General features: G+C 49.5%; 17 protein-coding genes and 7 pseudogenes. 7 read left to right on the forward strand and 17 right to left on the reverse strand.

The features are described from left to right. Positions 1–255 (reverse strand): annotated as a pseudogene (locus AC1RQ9_RS16910) (hypothetical protein); the annotation flags it as partial. A gap of 562 nt (positions 256–817) precedes the next feature. Continuing rightward, positions 818–1,387, reverse strand: coding sequence for a hypothetical protein (locus AC1RQ9_RS16915; protein WP_485987903.1), 570 nt, complete (start codon positions 1,385–1,387; stop codon positions 818–820). Positions 1,388–1,419: 32 nt separating this feature from the next. Here AC1RQ9_RS16915 and AC1RQ9_RS16920 point away from each other — a divergent pair, with 32 nt between their 5' ends. Continuing rightward, positions 1,420–1,605 carry a hypothetical protein gene (locus AC1RQ9_RS16920; protein WP_485987923.1) on the forward strand — a complete coding sequence of 62 codons (186 nt, stop codon included), beginning with the start codon at positions 1,420–1,422 and terminating at the stop codon, positions 1,603–1,605. A gap of 89 nt (positions 1,606–1,694) precedes the next feature. Here the strand turns inward: AC1RQ9_RS16920 and AC1RQ9_RS16925 are convergent. Together AC1RQ9_RS16925 and AC1RQ9_RS16930 are read right to left on the reverse strand one after the other, a co-directional pair. Beyond that, positions 1,695–1,777 (reverse strand): annotated as a pseudogene (locus AC1RQ9_RS16925) (IS5/IS1182 family transposase); the annotation flags it as partial. Between the two features lie 1,080 nt (positions 1,778–2,857). Next, positions 2,858–3,454 (reverse strand): hypothetical protein, encoded by a 597-nt coding sequence (locus tag AC1RQ9_RS16930; RefSeq protein WP_485987904.1) that lies wholly within the window; start codon positions 3,452–3,454, stop codon positions 2,858–2,860. A gap of 491 nt (positions 3,455–3,945) precedes the next feature. Here AC1RQ9_RS16930 and AC1RQ9_RS16935 point away from each other — a divergent pair, with 491 nt between their 5' ends. The 3 genes from AC1RQ9_RS16935 to AC1RQ9_RS16945 all read left to right on the forward strand — a co-directional run bounded on the left by AC1RQ9_RS16935 (position 3,946) and on the right by AC1RQ9_RS16945 (position 5,546). Next, a complete protein-coding gene (locus tag AC1RQ9_RS16935; protein ID WP_485987905.1) occupies positions 3,946–4,092 on the forward strand; it encodes a hypothetical protein in 147 nt (48 codons plus the stop codon). A gap of 69 nt (positions 4,093–4,161) precedes the next feature. Beyond that, a complete protein-coding gene (locus tag AC1RQ9_RS16940; protein ID WP_485987907.1) occupies positions 4,162–4,656 on the forward strand; it encodes a hypothetical protein in 495 nt (164 codons plus the stop codon). Between the two features lie 599 nt (positions 4,657–5,255). Next, complete coding sequence (locus AC1RQ9_RS16945) at positions 5,256–5,546, forward strand: hypothetical protein (protein WP_485987909.1); 291 nt, start codon at positions 5,256–5,258, stop codon at positions 5,544–5,546. On the opposite strand, the gene AC1RQ9_RS16950 is transcribed toward AC1RQ9_RS16945, so the two are convergent. The 5 genes and pseudogenes from AC1RQ9_RS16950 to AC1RQ9_RS16970 all read right to left on the reverse strand — a co-directional run. After that, the gene (locus tag AC1RQ9_RS16950; RefSeq protein ID WP_485987910.1) at positions 5,543–5,989 is read right to left on the reverse strand and encodes a HEPN family nuclease; all 447 of its coding nucleotides are present in this window, start codon (positions 5,987–5,989) and stop codon (positions 5,543–5,545) included. The genes AC1RQ9_RS16945 and AC1RQ9_RS16950 overlap by 4 nt on opposite strands. Positions 5,990–6,020: 31 nt before the next feature. Further along, positions 6,021–6,185 (reverse strand): hypothetical protein, encoded by a 165-nt coding sequence (locus AC1RQ9_RS16955; RefSeq protein WP_485987912.1) that lies wholly within the window; start codon positions 6,183–6,185, stop codon positions 6,021–6,023. A 286-nt stretch (positions 6,186–6,471) separates the two neighbouring features. Next, positions 6,472–6,783, reverse strand: coding sequence for a hypothetical protein (locus tag AC1RQ9_RS16960; protein ID WP_485987914.1), 312 nt, complete (start codon positions 6,781–6,783; stop codon positions 6,472–6,474). Between the two features lie 21 nt (positions 6,784–6,804). Next, on the reverse strand, positions 6,805–7,713 hold the full coding sequence (locus AC1RQ9_RS16965) for an IS1595 family transposase (protein ID WP_485987915.1): 909 nt from the start codon (positions 7,711–7,713) through the stop codon (positions 6,805–6,807). Between the two features lie 295 nt (positions 7,714–8,008). After that, positions 8,009–8,319 (reverse strand): annotated as a pseudogene (locus AC1RQ9_RS16970) (transposase); the annotation flags it as partial. A gap of 283 nt (positions 8,320–8,602) precedes the next feature. On the opposite strand from AC1RQ9_RS16970, the gene AC1RQ9_RS16975 reads away from it, so the two are divergent. Continuing rightward, positions 8,603–9,583, forward strand: a complete 981-nt coding sequence (locus AC1RQ9_RS16975; protein ID WP_485987922.1) for an IS110 family RNA-guided transposase — start codon at positions 8,603–8,605, stop codon at positions 9,581–9,583. Positions 9,584–9,598: 15 nt separating this feature from the next. Here AC1RQ9_RS16975 and AC1RQ9_RS16980 read toward each other — a convergent pair whose 3' ends face one another. Next, positions 9,599–10,996: a peptidase domain-containing ABC transporter gene (locus AC1RQ9_RS16980; RefSeq protein ID WP_485987917.1), complete on the reverse strand. Its 1,398-nt coding sequence runs from the start codon at positions 10,994–10,996 to the stop codon at positions 9,599–9,601. A gap of 110 nt (positions 10,997–11,106) precedes the next feature. On the opposite strand from AC1RQ9_RS16980, the gene AC1RQ9_RS16985 reads away from it, so the two are divergent. Further along, a complete protein-coding gene (locus AC1RQ9_RS16985; protein WP_485987924.1) occupies positions 11,107–11,277 on the forward strand; it encodes a hypothetical protein in 171 nt (56 codons plus the stop codon). Here the strand turns inward: AC1RQ9_RS16985 and AC1RQ9_RS16990 are convergent. The 7 genes and pseudogenes from AC1RQ9_RS16990 to AC1RQ9_RS17020 form a co-directional block, all read right to left on the reverse strand. Beyond that, on the reverse strand, positions 11,255–11,677 hold the full coding sequence (locus AC1RQ9_RS16990; protein WP_150178514.1) for a type II toxin-antitoxin system VapC family toxin: 423 nt from the start codon (positions 11,675–11,677) through the stop codon (positions 11,255–11,257). The two genes, AC1RQ9_RS16985 and AC1RQ9_RS16990, sit on opposite strands and share 23 nt — an antisense overlap. Next, positions 11,674–11,931 (reverse strand): FitA-like ribbon-helix-helix domain-containing protein, encoded by a 258-nt coding sequence (locus AC1RQ9_RS16995; protein ID WP_485987918.1) that lies wholly within the window; start codon positions 11,929–11,931, stop codon positions 11,674–11,676. The genes AC1RQ9_RS16990 and AC1RQ9_RS16995 overlap by 4 nt, the downstream gene beginning before the upstream one ends. Positions 11,932–12,072: 141 nt before the next feature. Continuing rightward, a pseudogene (locus AC1RQ9_RS17000) lies at positions 12,073–13,415 on the reverse strand (IS1182 family transposase). A 72-nt stretch (positions 13,416–13,487) separates the two neighbouring features. Continuing rightward, positions 13,488–13,814, reverse strand: coding sequence for an antitoxin VbhA family protein (locus AC1RQ9_RS17005; protein WP_485987919.1), 327 nt, complete (start codon positions 13,812–13,814; stop codon positions 13,488–13,490). 233 nt (positions 13,815–14,047) lie between these two features. Further along, positions 14,048–14,302, reverse strand: a pseudogene (locus AC1RQ9_RS17010) (transposase); the annotation flags it as partial. A gap of 173 nt (positions 14,303–14,475) precedes the next feature. Continuing rightward, a pseudogene (locus AC1RQ9_RS17015) lies at positions 14,476–15,725 on the reverse strand (IS701 family transposase). A gap of 98 nt (positions 15,726–15,823) precedes the next feature. Further along, positions 15,824–16,381, reverse strand: a complete 558-nt coding sequence (locus AC1RQ9_RS17020; protein WP_485987921.1) for a hypothetical protein — start codon at positions 16,379–16,381, stop codon at positions 15,824–15,826. Positions 16,382–16,660: 279 nt separating this feature from the next. Between AC1RQ9_RS17020 and AC1RQ9_RS17025 the strand changes: the two are divergent. Next, positions 16,661–17,917: pseudogene (locus AC1RQ9_RS17025) on the forward strand (IS701 family transposase). The last annotated feature ends 50 nt before the right edge of the window (positions 17,918–17,967 follow it).

The raw sequence follows: 17,967 nt of genomic DNA on the forward strand, positions 1-17,967 counted from the left end.
ATCATAATCGAGGCGAACCCCGAGGCCATCTCCAAGGTCGATGAAATCGGAGAACAGGTCGTCCTCACACCGCAGCGGAAGCGTGCCGATTTCCACACCGACCCATCTGTCGCGAAATCTGGCCCGGAGAAGATCGGCGAGCTGGCGCGTATGCAGCCTGAGATCCGTCGGGTCCCGGACGGGCGGCGGTGGCTCCAGAGGTTGCAGGAAACCCGCCTCGTCATCATCCCAGTCATCGGGCTCACTCGGCGGCACTGGCTTTTTCGCCATAAAGCAGACGTCCTTCGACCAAAAGAAAAGCAATTTAAGACCGAAGCGTCGGACGAAACCAGCCTGTTTTGGTCTGCACCTGCCTGCATCATCATCTCGGGGAACGCGACTGTTGGCCAAGAGGCCGCCCAGAGACTATCTGAATGGGTTTGGGCATATGGTCCTGAAAAGTGTAACACACATCCCTTTGCCAGAACAGGAGAGCCCCAGAGATCGCGGAGCTATCGGACCGGTTTCAGGCCCGGCCTGTTACACTATTACCCATAGTGTATCCCTTCATAAGTGTTGCGGCTTATGAAGGCCATCTGGAACATGGCATGCGATCAATGTCACACAACTGTGATTTTCGTTCTATCTTGACTTCGAAAATCCATACCGCATGTTAATTTTTGTTGCGTATACAGATCGAGGAAACATACTGATTCAGACAAATTCTTTTGTAACCCCTGTTTCCGATGTTGAGTTGGATCTCGTCTCAGGAGGATTTCTCTCCTGGACAACCCAACAATGCGTTGGCGCGTTTACTGCAGGTGGTGGCATTCTAGGATCAATCTTTGGCGGAGCTGCAAGCGGCGGTGTCGGCCTCGGTATTGGCGCAGGTCTGGGTCAAGCCATTTGCCCAGTCATTTCGAAATGATAACACAACCATTCCTTCCACCCAAATGATGGGAAAAAGAAAATGGATTCTTCTCAAATAAATGGGCTTATCCTCAGCAGTGGTATTATTGCGAGCGTAATCCCGAACAAAGTGATAGCCACTTCTATTGTGGCTATTTGTATAGCTTTTTCTCTTTTGCGCGCCGCTAACATCATAAAAATCTGAAGGCGTAATCTTCGCCGGCATCGATGTCTTGGCGAAAAATGTTGCTCTATGGTCATGCTCGGCTTGCTGCCACCCCCGTGAATAAGATGGGCTAGCACTACAGTTGCAGTTTATTTTCCGGACCAGAAAAACGAAAAAATTGCGGTTTTTCTCGCCGTAGACAGCCTGAAATTCGAGCCTTCTGGAAAGTATGGGAGTCATGAACAATTGGCGAACAAAGGAAATTGCAACTGTAGTGCTAGGCGGTGCCGGTCTGGGTGGCCTTGCATTAATTGCAGCACCTGAGATTGCCATATTGGCAGGCCCCTTCTGCAAGGTGATGAAAAATGAGAGTGTTCGATAGCAATATTTTTTCCGGAGTAATCGCAGGTATCACTGTGTTTGTGACACCAAAATTGTTTGATTTTTTTCATTTAAGGCACTCTAATTTCGATGTGGCTGCAGTGCTGGTCGCTGTATTGACAGCGATTGTGTCAATAAGAATGACTCGCAGAAAAGAAAAAATCCAATAACCCAATAAATTTATATGGCTCCTATAGATCACGAACATGCCGATCGCCATCAGGCCGTCCATCACGCTCTGCACCCAATCCGTCGTGAAGGTATCAACAGCGATATGGCGCTTGGGCCGACGATCTTCTTGCCGGCGTCATGACCCCTTGTTTTTATGTGTGGGGCCTTGATGCCTGTCTTATGCATGGCGATTACGTAGTTCGCAAACACGTTCAATAAGCCGTTGATCCGCAGCATATTGCGGTCAAAAGAGCAAGAAATTTAAGAGAATTTTGGTTCGGCAGGTTTATAAACTATAATATCATCAAACCAACATTGTAGAGAACAAAATGCCAACATTAAAATCTAAAAATAGATCAGAAAGTGCTTTCATTCGATATGTAAATTTATACAAAGATGACATTGAAAATATAATACAAATTATGAAGGAAGGCTCTGATTATGTAAATATATCAGACAATAAATACAACTATAAATCTGATGTAGACTATACAGAAAATTCCGATAAAAAAGCAAATCAAATTAATATAGAAGCGCATGGTCCATCAAACAATAACTTTACAGTATCGTGTGACTGTAAAGAAGAATATATATACTTGCATACATTCTCGTCAAATCCACAATCTCGGGATATATACCGAAATGTGAAGGATTACATAGAGTCTAAATACAGTTTTTGGCTGAAGTTTTTTAGATCGTGGATTAAAATTCCCATCATGATCGCATCGCTTCTACTGTTATTTATACTATTTCCACTGACCGGAATGTCGGTAAGATTTAAACATTATAGCATAACCCCTGTATTTATATTTCTAGATATTATTATAACGTATTTATTTATATATTCTGCAAAAGATGAACGTCCTTGTAAAATATATCTACAACATGATCGTGGTGAAACTTTTATATTTGGAAAGAGCAAGCAAGAGTTTATGTATGACGTAATGAAGATGTTTATAGCTACTGCAATAGGTTCTGCATTAGGCTCCATGGTCACTCTACTCATAAATAAATAATACTGGATTATCCCAATTAGTTAGAGAAGGAGCGACTGTCAGGCTCTATCAAATCTAATCAGTTGGGAGGGGAGGAAATGCCTACTCTGTTAAATATATTGGTAAAAGCTCAGACACACCCCGGTATGGAGTGTACCGAGCGGGTAGAAGATACAGAAGAACCCCGGACTACAACGAATGTGTCGGGGTTCGAAAACTCAAGAAAACCAGAGGATAAAGAAAGTGTAGAAATAAATTAGAATGGATAACACAATTCAGTCGCAAGCATCCTATTTATAGATGTATCTCCTATCACTTTTAAAATATCCTCAGGAACCCAATCATAAAAACATGGTTTTCTTTCCCTTACCTTCTTTACGGCATATTTGTCTATTCCTCTTAATTGCATGTATTTCATTAAAGCATTGCTATACTTTGGAGAAAATCGTGTAGTTATTCCAAGACTAAAGCGAGAATTTGCCATGAATTGCTCAAACGTCGCTACCCCTTCTTCTATGACTAGAACATTTGCATTTCTTTTTTCAAACGTATAACCCGCTCTGGGAGAAAGTAAATGTATGACTTCGTGAGATAATTGATACAAGGATTCATTGTAATTGCACAAAGCGTTCATGGTTAATATTATATCAACAGGATTAACTTTATTTTTTATTGCAATCGCGTGCGAATGAGGAAAGTCAATGTGAGGCAAGTAAGATCCAGAAAAAGAAACATTTTTAAAATATATGTTTCGGAATTTGTATTCTGTTTCCTGTATCGGTCCATAACTTTTTTCAGCATCTGCAAGAAATTCGGATTTTTTAACGAGGAGAAGATCAATGTTGACACACATAGATGATTATAGCCTTTGCTTGATCGAACATTACCACGAAGGTAAAAGCTGGATGGAAATAACACCAGAATTTAGGAATTTTATTCGACGGGAATTCCCAAACATGGCGAGAGATTTAGATCAAAAATATAACATAAAACATCCGGAATGATAAATGATAACTTTCTAATATTATGTGGGCATTAAACCTACCATATAGCGTAACACGATTTCCTCAGAAACTTGCCTATGAGGCTGTTTTCCCGTATGGTGTTTAATGGCGTGTCGTAGCGCCTTTTCACACGAGGTCGCCCTCTGTCGGGTGGCCTGCCTAATGCAACACCCGGCTTTCGAGCCAAAGCGGTGACGGGTTTTCTCGTTCATCGCCCAAGGGAAATAAGCAGGGCGTGCCTATACCTCGTGTGAACACGCTACGACCCGCCCGACGCCAGGGAGGCGTTGAAGGAAAATTTTGCTTGTCGTAGAGCAAAACACACGAGGGATAGCTCATTATGAAGACGTTTAAAGCCAAAATTCTTTTAAAAAATGGCAGTGTACAGGAAGTGCGAGTTCAGGCGGATAATTTTTGGAACGCCAAGGACATGATAGACGCACAATACGGAAATCCTACATATTTTTTACAGCCAGTTGAAGCATAATACACGACAACATCAAATCCGTATTTGGTTTTTAAACCAAATACGGATGAAATTTAATGGATCAACGAGATGAGCAACATCAAAGAAAACCTTCAGGAACTTTATAAAAGTATCATAGAAGATAAGATAGGATCGGTTGCTAAGGTCGATGATTACGGTAATGTCGAATTTAAAATAATAAAATACGGAAATTTTGATATATTTATCTATGAAAATGACCCTGAATATTTCAGGATCAGAGCAGGATTGGACTTATCAGATAATACCGAATTATCAGAATATGATTTTCTTAAAATTGCCAATGAGGTAAATAAAAATAAAAAAGGCGTCAAAGTTGAATTGGATGAATATTCCAATGAAAATATAAAATATTTTAAGGTTACAACAGAAGCTTTTATGGCTGGACCTGATGCATTGCCAGAGAAGAAGCTGATTGAATCCGTTATTGAACGATATGTCTCAGCTATACAATTCGCTCTTGATGAAGTTAGCAGAAGATTAGACGAAACCATTAAAGAAATTAGATCACAAAAAGAACAGAAAATGATTGCGCCTCCTGTCTGATTTATAAAATACATTCATTAAAAACTCGGTGATTGTTAAAAATATGAAAAATCATATAAAAAGCACAGCGGTCTTGGCCGCTGTTATTTGTCTATTCGCTACACCCATGGTGGCTCATGCTGGTGGAGTTATCAGTTCTCTGGCCAGCACAGCAGCCCATTCTGCGGCAGCTAGTGCAGCCGGAACGGGTGCTGCTATGGCTACAGCCCATGAAATGAACAAACGTCAGGAAAACGCTGATTCTTCTCCTGCGCCCGTGTGCAGTAAGTTGCTGGTCACGCATAGCGTTGCAAAGCAGGTAGCTCCCCTCGTAGGGCAAGCCGCGTCTCATGTAGTAGTGCAGGTGTCTAACGAAGCCGTAGACCCCGATGGAACAAGGCAGTGCATTGGCACCGTGACATTCCCCGGCGGAAAACGAAACGTGTCATGGACGGCTCAGAAGCACGGATTGCTTTATAAGGTTGCAGCTACGCTAACGCACTAACTCTTTAAGAGAAGCAAAAATGAAAAATAAAATTATATATGCTTTATCTCTACTGATTCTTTCTTGCAGTTGTTCCTATGCTGCAAGCCCTAACACTGAAAAGTGGGAGGGGAAAATGAGCACAGGTGAGGGAGAACTTGAAATCACAACAACCCCTTTAGGCTCTATAGGAGCCGTTAGTGTTGCATCAAACGGGTGTGCAGGAGGATTAAAAGGGAAAGTAGTAGAGAATGAGGATTATATTATCCTTTTAGGTAAAGATAAGGATGAAGATGCTCCTAGTTGCATTATGAAATTCAAAAAGGAAGGAAATAAAATAACAAAAAGTGATGAAGACGGCGACTGTTTGTATTATCATGGAGTTTCATGTGATTTTTCTGAATCAAACATGAAAAGAATATATTAATAAATAAATTCAAGACATTTTTTGAAATCTATAAGAAGACGTTTCATTTGATATACAGAAATAGTACATCTAAACGTCTTCTTATTATATTCTTTGTTCCAGAAATCTATGGATTGTATTCTCTTTATTTTATCGGGATTATACCTGATATTCCCATGTGCCAGTGCATGACGAATACACTTCAAAAATCCATAATAAGAAATATTTTCTTCTAAAATTATCTTGTAATGAACGTCTATCGGGACTGGTTTGTTCGAGAAATATTCAATGAACTGCTTCCCTTTTGACGACTTCTCAAAGGGATGAATGAACGCGCCCAAGAACGTATTTACGAGTTGGGTCACTTCATACAGGGCATGAGTCTCGTAATTCGCTTCTATGAATTCCAAATTGGCTATGGACCGCCTAATGATGTCCAAGAGAGGATCGCTCGGAATGCCCATTCCGTCTACCCTAACTGACCTGCAAAGGGCCTCACTTCTTATCTTTCGGGCTTTGGCCCGATGTTGACGGAGAAGGGTCTTTTGGCTTCTGACGGGCTATCTGGCCCAGCTTCTTTCTGAAGTTGGCTTCGTTCTCGTCTGCCTCTAATGCTCTTGCCGCTTCTATGAAGCGGTCTTTTTGGCTTTTCTCAGTCATCTCCGTATCCATTCTCAAACAGGTATCAGGAGAGCATATGAGAGATGGCCTGAACTTTCAAATGTCTTCAATCCCTATAGGAGTGTTCTCATGAAATTCGAAAAGTTTGACCTTTCCTATAAGATATATTCTGCAAAGTATAAATTAAAAGATTGGGTAGTCAGATTTTTTTCTGATCAAATACAATCTTGCTCATATGAACTAAGAAGCCAAATGCGTAAAGATATTGTAGAATTACACCTGAAAATTCTACATCTAGAAAAGAATATTAAATATATAGACAAATCTAAAATTCTTTAAATAAAATTTTCAAATCCGAAAATACTACATTCAAATCAGACAAACGGCAATAATGGACCAACAATTTAATATTATTACTCATCGTAACATCTCTATACAACTCTATATTTTGTATTATTTTTATATAATTCGATGATACAGATGTAGAGCGCCCTATTATGGGTTCTATTGTGTAGGATATTTTTTCATTAATTATATCTCCAATTATATAAATTCCTGCGCTAGCCCTCAACGTTTCTGGATTTTCATACTTGAAATCATAAGTTTTATTTGTTTCGTGTCCGTTTATAAAGATCATTTTCCTTTATTTCCTTCGATTTCAAGATTCGTTAACTGGATGCCGATAGGTTAACCGCTTGCCCTTTGCTCCGGTCAAAGCGTTCTTGGTCCGCTGTTGATCATCAATGCCCAGCTTAATGCGGTTATTATACCGAAAATCGAATTCAGCCACGTAGCGGTGAAGGTGCTTTTCAGCGCAATGCTGATAAACGCCTTTCATCCCTCTCTTGAAGATCGAATAGAATCCTTCAACTGTATTCGTATAAACGTGCCCACGGCCATATTCACCGGCCCCATGACGAACGTAGTCATGAGCACCAAAATGCTTTTTCAAATGAGCATACTGACCGGCTTCATCGGTCATAACATGGGTACCAGGCGCTACGTTCGCCTTGATGATCGGGAGAAGATCGGTGGCTTTGGTTCCATCGACATGAAAAGAACGTGCAGAGCCGCCACGTTCAACCAGAGTCAGGACGGCGTGCTTATGGGCATATCCACGGCGGACTTCTTGGCCATCTTTCTTGCCAATGTAGGTTTCATCAATCTCTACGGTTGATCCTTCACCTCCCATAAGCGGGAGATTTCCTGATTTCATCGCTTCTCGGATACGATGGGTCATGAACCACGCTGTATTATACTGAACACCCAAGACCCGCATAAGCTGGTGGCTACTGATACCTTTCTTGCTGGAACACATCAGGTAAACAGCCTGAAGCCACAGATGCAGCTTTACGTGGGACGCTTCAAAAATCGTTCCAACACGAACGGTAAACTGGCGTTTACAAGGACCACAGCGGTAAAGGCCCTTTCGGCCACCTTTAACCTTCGTGATCCTGTGCTGACCACCACAACGAGGGCAGACAGGACCATCTGGCCACATGATGCTTTCCAATTCAGCGAAAGCTGCATCTTCGTCATGAAAATAAGAAGCTGAAAGAACAGACATCAAAATTCCTCTCTAATCCGCAATCTCCACCCGATAGGAGACATATATTTCCTAATAAATTAATTTTCAATACATAAGTTCAGACATCGAGTACTTTTTTGTTATAAATATAATATCTTTAGAATTGGAAATAATATCTCTTATATTTTCTATAATATGATCATTTATAGTCTTGCCTGATCTTCATTCGGATTGAGGTGGCTTTGAAGGATCACCGTAATATATTGATATATAATGTTTTATTGAACGTGTTTGCGAACTACGTAATCGCCTTATGCATTCAGGGTCGCCGTATGCGACAAAGGACGTAGAGCGGGTGCAGACGGTCGAGTGTGCCGTCATGCTGCCAGCGGCAGAAATAGTAATTCAACGTGCTGCGCGGCGGGAGGTCTTTCGGGATCGCACGCCACTGACAACCCGTTCCAAGAACATACATCAGGCCGTTCATGACCTCCCGTATATCCACTATCCGCTATCCGCTTGTTGCCGCCACGCCGGGCAGCCGGGATCAGGGGTTCGATCAGCGACCATTTCCTCGTCCGTCAGATCACTCGGATAGCGAAGCTGGCTCCGGTCATATCGGGCACGGTTGTCGGCGATCCACATCAGCAACTCCTGCAAAACGGGCGCGCTTATAGGAAATTATCAACGATTCCAATGATTTAAAATGATCTTGGACAGGCTTGTCTTATGCATTCCGTGTCGCTGCGTGCGACAAAGGACTGATTTTTCCGGAGTGGCCACCCCGGAAAAATCAGGAAGGGGACGGGTCGGCAACAGGCAGACCGTAATGGGTCGTCTTGAGAGTATGACCACCCCTTCTTTTCCTTGTGCCCTGAACGGATACCCGAGGTTCGGCCTCGGATGACAAGCATAGGACATGGAAAAGATGACGCATCCAGTTGCGGCTTCCAAGGCCGAGTTGCCACACGCATCGATCACAATTGGGATCGATGTATCCAAGGATCATCTCGACGCCGCCCGTCACCCCGGCGGTGATACCGTCCGTGTCGCCAACACCCGCAAGGGCCAGACCGCACTTCTGCGCTGGATCGGCGACATCAAAGCCGTTGCCCGGGTGGTGTTCGAGCCAACCGGCCCCTATCACCGCACACTGGAGGAACGCCTGGCGGCCGTTGGTATCCCGCAGGTCAAGGTTAATCCACGACAGGCGCGTCGTTTCGCCGAAGCCACCGGCAAACTCGCGAAGACAGATCGCGTCGATGCATTGATGCTGGCACGCTATGGTGCCCTGCTGGATCCCGTGGCGCGTCCAGTCCGCACGGATCTACAGAACCGTCTGGCCGAACTGGTGGCCGCGCGCCGCAGTCTGATGCGAGACCGCACGGCAACGCTCAATCGTCTCAAGACCCTCACGATCGGCTTGCTGCAGCGCCACGCGCGTCATCGCCTGCGGCAGATCGAGGCGCAGGTCACATCCCTCGATGCGGCAACTGACGCGCTCGTGGCGGAAGATGCGCATCTGTCCCGGCGCCGGGACGTGCTGGCCAGTATTCCGGGACTGGGAAGGGTCACGGCTCATGCGCTTCTGGCCGACATGCCCGAACTCGGCATGATGGAAGAAGGTCAGGCAGCTGCACTGGCCGGGCTGGCGCCCATCACGCGCCAGTCCGGCACATGGCGAGGCCGCAGCTTCATCCAGGGCGGTCGTGCCGCCGTAAGGCAAGCTCTCTACATGCCGGCCATCGTCGCCATGCGGTTCAACCCAGACCTCAAGCGTGTTTACGATCGCCTTATCGCAAAGGGAAAACACGCCAAGATCGCCATTACCGCAATCATGCGAAAGCTCGTTGTCCTCGCAAACGCCCTGCTTCACAAAGATCGGCTTTGGACGCCAAAAGCCGCTTGACCACAACGGATACTCTTAGAAGGAAAAACTCACTCCACACTCGTTAGAGTTGCGGTGAGTTATCGTAATCCGTGTGCAATTTAACCTATCAAGAAAATCCTGCACAAGCTGTTCATTTTCTTTATCAAGATTGCTTGTTGCCTCATCAAGAAATAATATTCTTGGTTTCCTGTAAAGGGCTCTCGACAGAATAACTCTTTGTCGTTGCCCTCCTGAAAGGGTATGCCCCATTTCGCTGATCAGGGTTTCGAACCCCATTGGCATGCGCTGGATATCCTCAAGAATCTGCGCGTTTCTCGCACACTCAGCCACCCAAGCCAGATCCATAGTTTCGTCGAAGCCAGCGATATTCTCGGCAATACTTCCCGACAATAGAATATCGTCCTGAAGCACGCCAGCGATCTGCGATCGATATGCTTCCCGGTTTGTTGGACCAAGTTCAACACCGTTCCACAGCACCTGCCCCTCTTCCGGTTGGACCAACCCCATCATGATCGCTAGCAAGGTCGATTTGCCGCAACCTGACGGCCCCGTAATCGCCAGGCTTTCTCCGGCCGGCACCTTCAGATTGACGCCTCGGAACACCCACGCATCTTCCTTACCATACCGATAGCCAATATTCCGACATTCAATCACCGGCACATCAAGCTTGGTGTCGATCATGACCGGAGCGGACGATATCACCTGACTCTGATCGGAAACTTCAACTTCGGCGAGTGCGATATCGGAGAGCCGATCACATTGCACCTTCAAATTCCTGATCTTGAAGCCGGCTGTCACCAGACTTCCGAAGCGGCTTGCGAACTGATCCCGGTAGCTCAGAAACGCCACCAGCATCCCGACCGACATCTCGGCCGAGATCACCATCCTAGCTCCAAGAATCAGCATCAGCACACGATCGAGCCCGAACAGCACCTCCTGCGCCCGCGCAAAAATCAGGTCATACCGCTGAATTCTCAATCCTGCATTGATGCTGTCGACCAGCCTGTTCCCCCAGGCGATCTTCCGTCGTCCTTCCAGGGACAGCAGCTTGATGCTGCGCATCCCCCGCAATGTCTCCAGGAAATGCCCTTGCTGGGCCGCACCATGCACCAAGGCTTCCTCGGACATTTCCCGATAAGGTCCGAACAGGACGATCCGCACCATCAGATCGAGCAGGGAGGACGCCACGACGATCGCCGCCAGCCACTTCCCGTAGATCACGATCATGACGAACATGCCGATGGCCATCAGACCGTCCATCACGCTCTGCACCAGATCGGTCGTGAAAGTTTGCTGGATCGTTCCCAGGCTGCCAAAGCGCGACAGGATGTCACCCGCTCCGCGCTTTGCGAAATAATCCTGCGGCAAGCCCATGAGATGAGAGAACAGGCTGACATTCCACTGCACGGAGATCCGCGTGGAGAGCAGCATGACTACAGTCAGACACAACGAGCAGAATTGCTGGATAATGTCTGCGATTACGCATGGCGGATTTCTGCTCCTGTCGCTGCCACGAAACACGAGGCGATGAAGACATGACCATGACGGACCTTTCCGACGAACGGGCTGCCAAAAGGGCTGCAATCCGCAAGGCACGCAACAGCACGAAACCCGCAGTCCCGGCCGATCAGGTCCTTGCTCTTCTGGATGTCGATCTGGCCCGGATTCAAGCCGCCATTGACGCCCTCCCTACGCCTCGTCCCACGGATTGATGAGGGTGATACCGCAGTTGAGGAAATCGCGTGTATTCCGTGTCGCAAGGGATGCGCCACGGGACTGCGTGATGGCCGCGATCTGTGCATCAAACTGACTGATGGGTTCTCCGGCCTGCCGGCGTCGGGAGGCAATCTCGGCATAAACACGGGCCGCCTCTCCGTCGAAAGGCAGGATACGGCCGGAGAAATCCTCTTCAAACATGGCACGGGCGGCCGCGATCAGCAGATCCCGCCGTCGTCCTTCCGGCAGCAGCGCCAGCCCATACAGGATCTCGGCCTGGGTAATAGCCGTGATGAAGAGGGTCATCATGGACTGACGGGACATCCAGGCCAGCACCGCCCCGTCAGGCCCGGATCGCATCAGTTCGGAGAGGATGTTGGTGTCGAGAACGATCACGCCCCGAAATCCACGTCCCTGATGGCCTCACGGGACACGGCAGGCAGATCTACCCCGCCCAGCTTGGCAAAACGCTGGTGGATGGCCTGACCGGCATCTACCCCCTGAGAGACTTCAGCGGAAAGAGCGGAGCGCAGGATATCGCGCACCTCTTCTTCCATGGAACGCCCATGCTGCGCTGCGCGCAGACGAAGCCGCTGCTTGAGACTGTCATCGATATTGCGGATGGTCATCACGGCCACGGGAACCTCCATTAGGCAATGACAGCATTGTAGTCATTGACTGCGCATTCTTCAATCATCAAGTGCAGGCGGGAGTGTTTGAGGGACATGAATGCTTCTAGCAGCCTGTCGGGTTGGTCATTTTGCGGCTGATAACGCCGAGGCTGACCCGGCTTATGCTGCCTGAAGCCGTGCCATTCTCTTGCAGTTGTATGCGAGAGCGACGAGTGTCCATTCAGTCGTGACTTTTGCAAGGCCACGCAGGCTGAACCTTCTGAAGCCCATGATGCTTTTGATAATTCCAAAGACCGGCTCCACGGTCTGTTTTCGTAGTCTGTAAAGATCTCCGGCTTCTGTGGTTTCCAACCTGTCCTCCATGGCAAGCCGCCAGGGTTCGGTTATCCGGCGTGGTTCCCTTTCTGCGTGCCAGGGGCGGAAGTCGTAAGGTCTACGGGCACAGGGCCGTCCAATGGCGACCAGCGGATCAATGCCCTTTTCCCGCAGTTTCCGGACCGCCTGCCCGCTGGCGTAACCGGTATCGGCAAGCACCTTCTCCGGGAGACCGATTGTGTCTTCCATCGACAGTACCGTGTCGGCAAAGGATGGCGCGTCCGCTGACGTGGCGACAACGCCGGTTGTCACGATCAACTGGCTGCCTTCGGCGCAGACGACGGCCTGGGCATTGTAAGCCTGCCGGAATTCATGGGCGTCCGAGCGCCGCATGAGGCGGCTGTCGGGATCAGTCAGGCTGATCTGCCGGTCGGGTGGCGGTTCCCCATCAGGCGGTTTCGGTGCCCGGCCACGACGCCCTGTTTTCGCATCATAAGCGGCTTTCTTCTTCTCGTAGGCCGGACGTGCCGTTTCAGCCTGCTCCCTGGCATCGGCTTCCAGCCGGGCGCAGGCGTCGTCCAGCTTCGCTTTCAGTGTTTCCCGTCGGGCAAGCTCTTCCGGCAATGCCTGCGGATCGCTGTCTGTGGCATCCGCGTGCTCCGCCTGGTCCATCAGTTTCGCAATATCCACCGTCAGCTGTTCGCGCAGCGCCCTGATCCGGTCGTAGCGCACCGAACGGTATTTCGATGCGTCGGCATCGATTTTCGTACCGTCGATCGATACTACACCCAGACGCAGCAGACCCGTCTCGCGCGCCAGAAGCAGGACCTGCGCAAATGCACTTCAATGGCTGTCCGGTTCGTCCGGCGGAAGGTCGCAATCGTATCATGATCCGGATGCAGGTTCGCTGCCACGAAGCGTATGCTAATGTCGCGATATGTTGCCCGCTCGATCCGGCGTGAGGAAAAAATCCCGTTCGCATAGCTGACGATCAGAAGTGCGAGCATCAGACGCGGATGGTACTGTGCCTTGCCACCCGTACGTACTGGCACGGAAAACGCATTCATCGGAACCCGTTCAACGGCAGCTACAACGAAATGCGCCATATCATCAGCCGGAAGCCGCGACTTCAGATCAGGCGGCAGAAGATACGGCTGAGACCGGTCAAACGGGATGAAGCTGCTCATCTCACCACCTTACAACCTCACCCCTTCACAGGGTACCCCAACCCGACAGGCTGCTAGAGCAGACATGGGCTATCACTGGTTCAGATGACGCTCCAGAGCCTCGAAATGCTCCTCAATCGTCAGGTCTCCCTCAATGAACCGCGCATTGATGCACTCGATATCCGCATCGAGGATCACACCCTCAAGACGAACACTACCCCGTGCATAATCGACGGCTTCCTTGCGACGCCACTTTTCCCCGGTGCTGATCTTCGGCCGGGAAGCAGGAATTTCACTCACAACCACCTCATCGCTCCCCAATCGCTCCTCTAGCGCTCCCACAACGCTCCCCACAGATTTCCGGCTCTTCAACACCATTGCACCGTTGGTGCGGGCGGCTTCGCCGCCAGAGAAGGACACGCGGCAAAGGGTGGGCCTGTAAGGCCTGCCCCTTCTGAGCAGTTGGTTATGGTGGGTCGCATGATGGGGCCAGATGATGCTTGCAACCATCGTCCAGGGGTGTCAGCCATGTGCGTCAAATCAGACAATACGATCCACGCGAATTTTACGGACGCGGCTCCTCAGAGTGTCCTCGACGGCATACCTTATGCTTTTGGCGGAAAGCTGGTCCGCTCCGTTTTCATCAACGGGTTGCCGGTAGTCAGTCCCTCCATCATGCGGATGAATATCCCCATAGCACTCCAGCGCTTCCAGCGATTGTAGAGCGTCTTATGTGGACCGTATTCTCGGGGTGCATCACGCCAACGCAGACCATTTCTGTTCACGAAAATGATCCCATTCAACACACGACGGTCATCAACGCGAGGTTTGCCATGGCTCTTCGGGAAAAAGGGCCGCAGACGCTCCATCTGCTCGTCCGTCAGCCAATACAGGTCATTCGTCTTCAGTCTCCTCAAGGAGCCTGAATCACATCCGGCCACTCATATCAATGGGTCCTGAGCCCAGCACTACAGTTGCATTTTATAATGTGAGTGAGCACGGATAGCGCTGGCCTGATGTGTTCGTCGAAAGACGGACCATCTGAGAATGTGAGCGACGGGTAACCTGCGTTGGGCGAGTTTTAGGACGAGGCGCCTGATTTCCTGGATGGACCAGCGGACAAGGACTGTCGTGTTCTGTGCAGTGTTTTTTTCGGTTTCAGTGAGTTTGCCTGGTAACGGACACTGGCCATGACGGCATAGGCCAGCATGACCAGGGAGACATGCCGATGCCATCCATGCCAGGAGCGGGTTTCGTTATGATCGAGACCGAATTCGTTTTTTGCAGTCTCGAACCCTTCTTCAATTCTCCAGCGCGTCCCTTCGACGTTCACCAGTTCCTGCGTGATTGTCCCTTTCGGGCACCAGGTCGTAAAATAGGCAAGGTCCCCGTCAGTGATGTTCCGGCGGATCAGCAGGCCACGTGTCCATGGTCCGGCTATAGGGCAGTCAAATTCTTCAGCATCCAGGTCAGCAAGCGGAAGATACGCCCAGTCATACAGCCGCTCACCTTTTGTGCCGTGCCCCGCTGACAGACGACGCCAGGCCTGGTCTGGCAGTCCTGCTGCAATATCTTTCGCCTCTCCGGCAATCAGCGGTTCCGTTGCCCATGATCCGAACCAGTGATTGCCCTTGACCCCAAGGACATATCCAATTCCTGCCCGGCGAAGCGTGCGTTCCACGTCGCCCACGCCATAAACGCTGCTTGCTGCAACCCAACGGAAAGGCACACCAGCATCCAGACACCGCTCGATCATCTTCGATGCCGGTGCCGGTTTGGTCGCAAACACCACATCATCAGGAACATGAGCACGCTTCATGCGCTCAGGCTTTGATGTCCAGTCTTTCGGAAGATACAGGGCGCGGTCGATAAAGGCATGCCCCCGTTCCGAAACATAAGTGCCAAACACACCGATCTGGCAGTTCGTGATCTTGCCGGCGGAACCCGTATACTGCCGCCCCACGCCGCAGGAGGCCTGGCCTTTCTTCAGAAAACCGGTCTCGTCAATGACCAGTACGCCCTCTTCAGTGCCCAGATGCTCGACCACATGGTCACTGACGACATCACGAAGGACATCGGCATCCCATTGCCCGCGCCCCAGAAGCGCCTGTTGCCGCCACGGACCAGGATCTCCTGCTGCTTCCGCACGCATCCATCCCGTCTTGCGTGGTTGTTGCCAATCAGGACATCAAGGAAGGCACACGCGGAAGCCGCAACACGCTTCTGCGTAAACAGCGGTAAAATCCGCTTCTTTGCTGCCCGAAGCCCGGATGCCCACAGTTCCAGCGTCTCTTCAACTGACGCCTCGCCATTCATGAAATCCTGAATCATGGTGAGCCATAGAGTCAGAACTCATCATAAAATGCAACTGTAGTGCTAGTAGCAGTCGCGGATCAGGCCTGTGGTCAATAGAATCTATACGATCTATTTCAATTGCTACCCGGGAACGGTTCATCATGCATTTTCTTATATTCATCACAAAAATACTGAAATGCCTGGCTAAAGCCAGTCACATCTATGGTATAGGTATTTGATTCAGTTTTGAGCGTAATACTCTGTGAACTCATAATAGATTGAAAAATTGAGGGCCATGCCGATGTATCAGGCTGATAAACAAACCACGCATCCGGCGGAGTATCAATAATAGCTTCTATCTGATTTACGCTGCCGTCAAAATGTATTTTAATGGACTTGTCTTTATGTTTTGCGTTGGGAATATTAATTATTAAAACAGGTATTATATTTTCTTTATTTCGAGGATCTGGCATTTTGTTTAGGACAAAACCAGGGAGGCTGGGATCTAAGCCGCATGTAAGCATAATCATATTCTTAGCAGAAGGTACAACGCCAACGCCACAGTCACCGAATTGCCTTGCGCCCGTTATCGAATAACCATATGCATGAAAAGAGAAAAAAGACCATAATAATAAAAATAATATATATATATCGGATTTTCGTGTTTTGCATATCGAATGGTATATAGACATAGGATAATTGCCTTTCACAAATATTCCGCGCACGAAGGTCGTAGAAGGCGCGACTATGCACCCATGCACCATTTTTTGCAATCATACATACAGTTTAATATCAGAAAGCGCAGTAGATCTTTCTTCGCGATACATATTATTTGAAGACATGTATCCGCTAACGGCAGGGTGTATGCGGATAGACCGTATTAGCACTACTTTGGCAGAAAATTTGGAATAAAGATTCCCAACGGGTGCGATCGGTGATTCATGGAAGACCAGCTGTAGTGGGAGCTGGCGATGAACACCGACTGGCGATCGGATCTGGAAGTATGGCTTGCGCCATTTCTGGCGGCCCTGGGTCACAAAGCGCAGCGGACGATGTGTCCGGTTTATATTGCAGGCCTGATCGGACCTGGTGACCGCAAGAGCGTGCAGCCCATGGCTGCACGCAATGGCGATATCCCTTATGACCGGCTGCATCATTTCGTCAGTGCCGGTGTGTGGGACAGTGCGCCACCTGAGGCTGCCCTGTGGCGTCATGCTGACCATCTGGTGGGCGGCGAGCGTTCATGGCTGATCATCGATGATACCTCCCTTCCCAAAAAGGGAGAACATTCTGTTGGCGTGGCGCCCCAATATGCTTCGACCCTGGGCAGGAAAGCGAATTGTCAGACACTGGTGTCCGTGACACTGGCTTCGCGTGAAGTGCCACTGATGCTGTCACTCCGTCTGTTCCTGCCCGATATCTGGACAGCAGATCCGGCACGCCTGAAGCGGGCTGGTGTTCCACTGGAACATCAGGGCCCCAGGACCAAACCGGAGATGGCGATCGAAGAGATTGATCGCCTCTGTGCCGCAGGTGTCCGTTTTGGCTGTGTTCTTGCGGATGCCGGTTATGGCCTGTCTGCCCCGTTCCGTCAGGCCCTGAGTGCGCGGGGCCTGCGCTGGGCAGTCGGGATACCACGTCATCAGAAAGTCTGTTCCACCGGTGTGGAACTGGTGTTTCCGGCCAGAAAGCGCGGCCCATCCCGGATGCACCCGGTACCGGACCAGCAATCTGTTCCTGCCCATAAGATACTGGAAACTGCAACATGGCGCAGGGTCAGCTGGCGTCGCGGGACCAAAGGTGGCCTGGCGGCCCGCTTTGCAGCCATGCGGATACGCGTTACAGATGGTCCAGCCCAGCGTATCGGTGGCCGGACGGCCCAGCATATGCCCGGGGAGGAAGCCTGGCTGATTGGCGAGCACCGTTCTACCGGAGAACGGAAATACTATCTGTCCAACCTGTCTGCCGACACCTCCCTCAGGCTACTGGCCGCCGCGATCAAGGCCCGATGGGTCTGCGAACAGGCGCATCAGCAACTCAAGGAGGAACTGGGCCTCGATCACTTTGAGGGGTGATCATGGACGGGCCTGCACCGACACGCCCTGATGTCCATGATGGTCTACGCCTTTCTCCAGTCCCGGCGCCTTACGGCGGTCGGGCGGAAAAAAAAGAGTCACCGGCCCACCGCCACAGCCCAGTCTGCCAGCAATACGACAGGCCATTCTTGATCGCATCCTGCGACCACCCGTCGGGCAATGCCCGCACTGTGGAAACTTTC

This window comes from Komagataeibacter ossonobensis, assembly GCF_057359305.1.

Coding starts and splice junctions, on each gene's coding strand:
- AC1RQ9_RS16915 (WP_485987903.1), bottom strand. CDS start 1,387: ATGGCAATCTCAGGTGCTGCAATTAATGCAAGGCCACCCAGACCGGCA.
- AC1RQ9_RS16930 (WP_485987904.1), bottom strand. CDS start 3,454: ATGTGTGTCAACATTGATCTTCTCCTCGTTAAAAAATCCGAATTTCTT.
- AC1RQ9_RS16975 (WP_485987922.1), top strand. CDS start 8,603: ATGACGCATCCAGTTGCGGCTTCCAAGGCCGAGTTGCCACACGCATCG.
- AC1RQ9_RS16960 (WP_485987914.1), bottom strand. CDS start 6,783: ATGATCTTTATAAACGGACACGAAACAAATAAAACTTATGATTTCAAG.
- AC1RQ9_RS17020 (WP_485987921.1), bottom strand. CDS start 16,381: ATGTCTATATACCATTCGATATGCAAAACACGAAAATCCGATATATAT.
- AC1RQ9_RS16935 (WP_485987905.1), top strand. CDS start 3,946: ATGAAGACGTTTAAAGCCAAAATTCTTTTAAAAAATGGCAGTGTACAG.
- AC1RQ9_RS16965 (WP_485987915.1), bottom strand. CDS start 7,713: ATGTCTGTTCTTTCAGCTTCTTATTTTCATGACGAAGATGCAGCTTTC.
- AC1RQ9_RS16940 (WP_485987907.1), top strand. CDS start 4,162: ATGAGCAACATCAAAGAAAACCTTCAGGAACTTTATAAAAGTATCATA.
- AC1RQ9_RS16955 (WP_485987912.1), bottom strand. CDS start 6,185: ATGACTGAGAAAAGCCAAAAAGACCGCTTCATAGAAGCGGCAAGAGCA.
- AC1RQ9_RS16945 (WP_485987909.1), top strand. CDS start 5,256: ATGAGCACAGGTGAGGGAGAACTTGAAATCACAACAACCCCTTTAGGC.
- AC1RQ9_RS16980 (WP_485987917.1), bottom strand. CDS start 10,996: ATGCTGCTCTCCACGCGGATCTCCGTGCAGTGGAATGTCAGCCTGTTC.
- AC1RQ9_RS16950 (WP_485987910.1), bottom strand. CDS start 5,989: ATGGGCATTCCGAGCGATCCTCTCTTGGACATCATTAGGCGGTCCATA.
- AC1RQ9_RS16995 (WP_485987918.1), bottom strand. CDS start 11,931: ATGGAGGTTCCCGTGGCCGTGATGACCATCCGCAATATCGATGACAGT.
- AC1RQ9_RS16920 (WP_485987923.1), top strand. CDS start 1,420: ATGAGAGTGTTCGATAGCAATATTTTTTCCGGAGTAATCGCAGGTATC.
- AC1RQ9_RS16985 (WP_485987924.1), top strand. CDS start 11,107: ATGACGGACCTTTCCGACGAACGGGCTGCCAAAAGGGCTGCAATCCGC.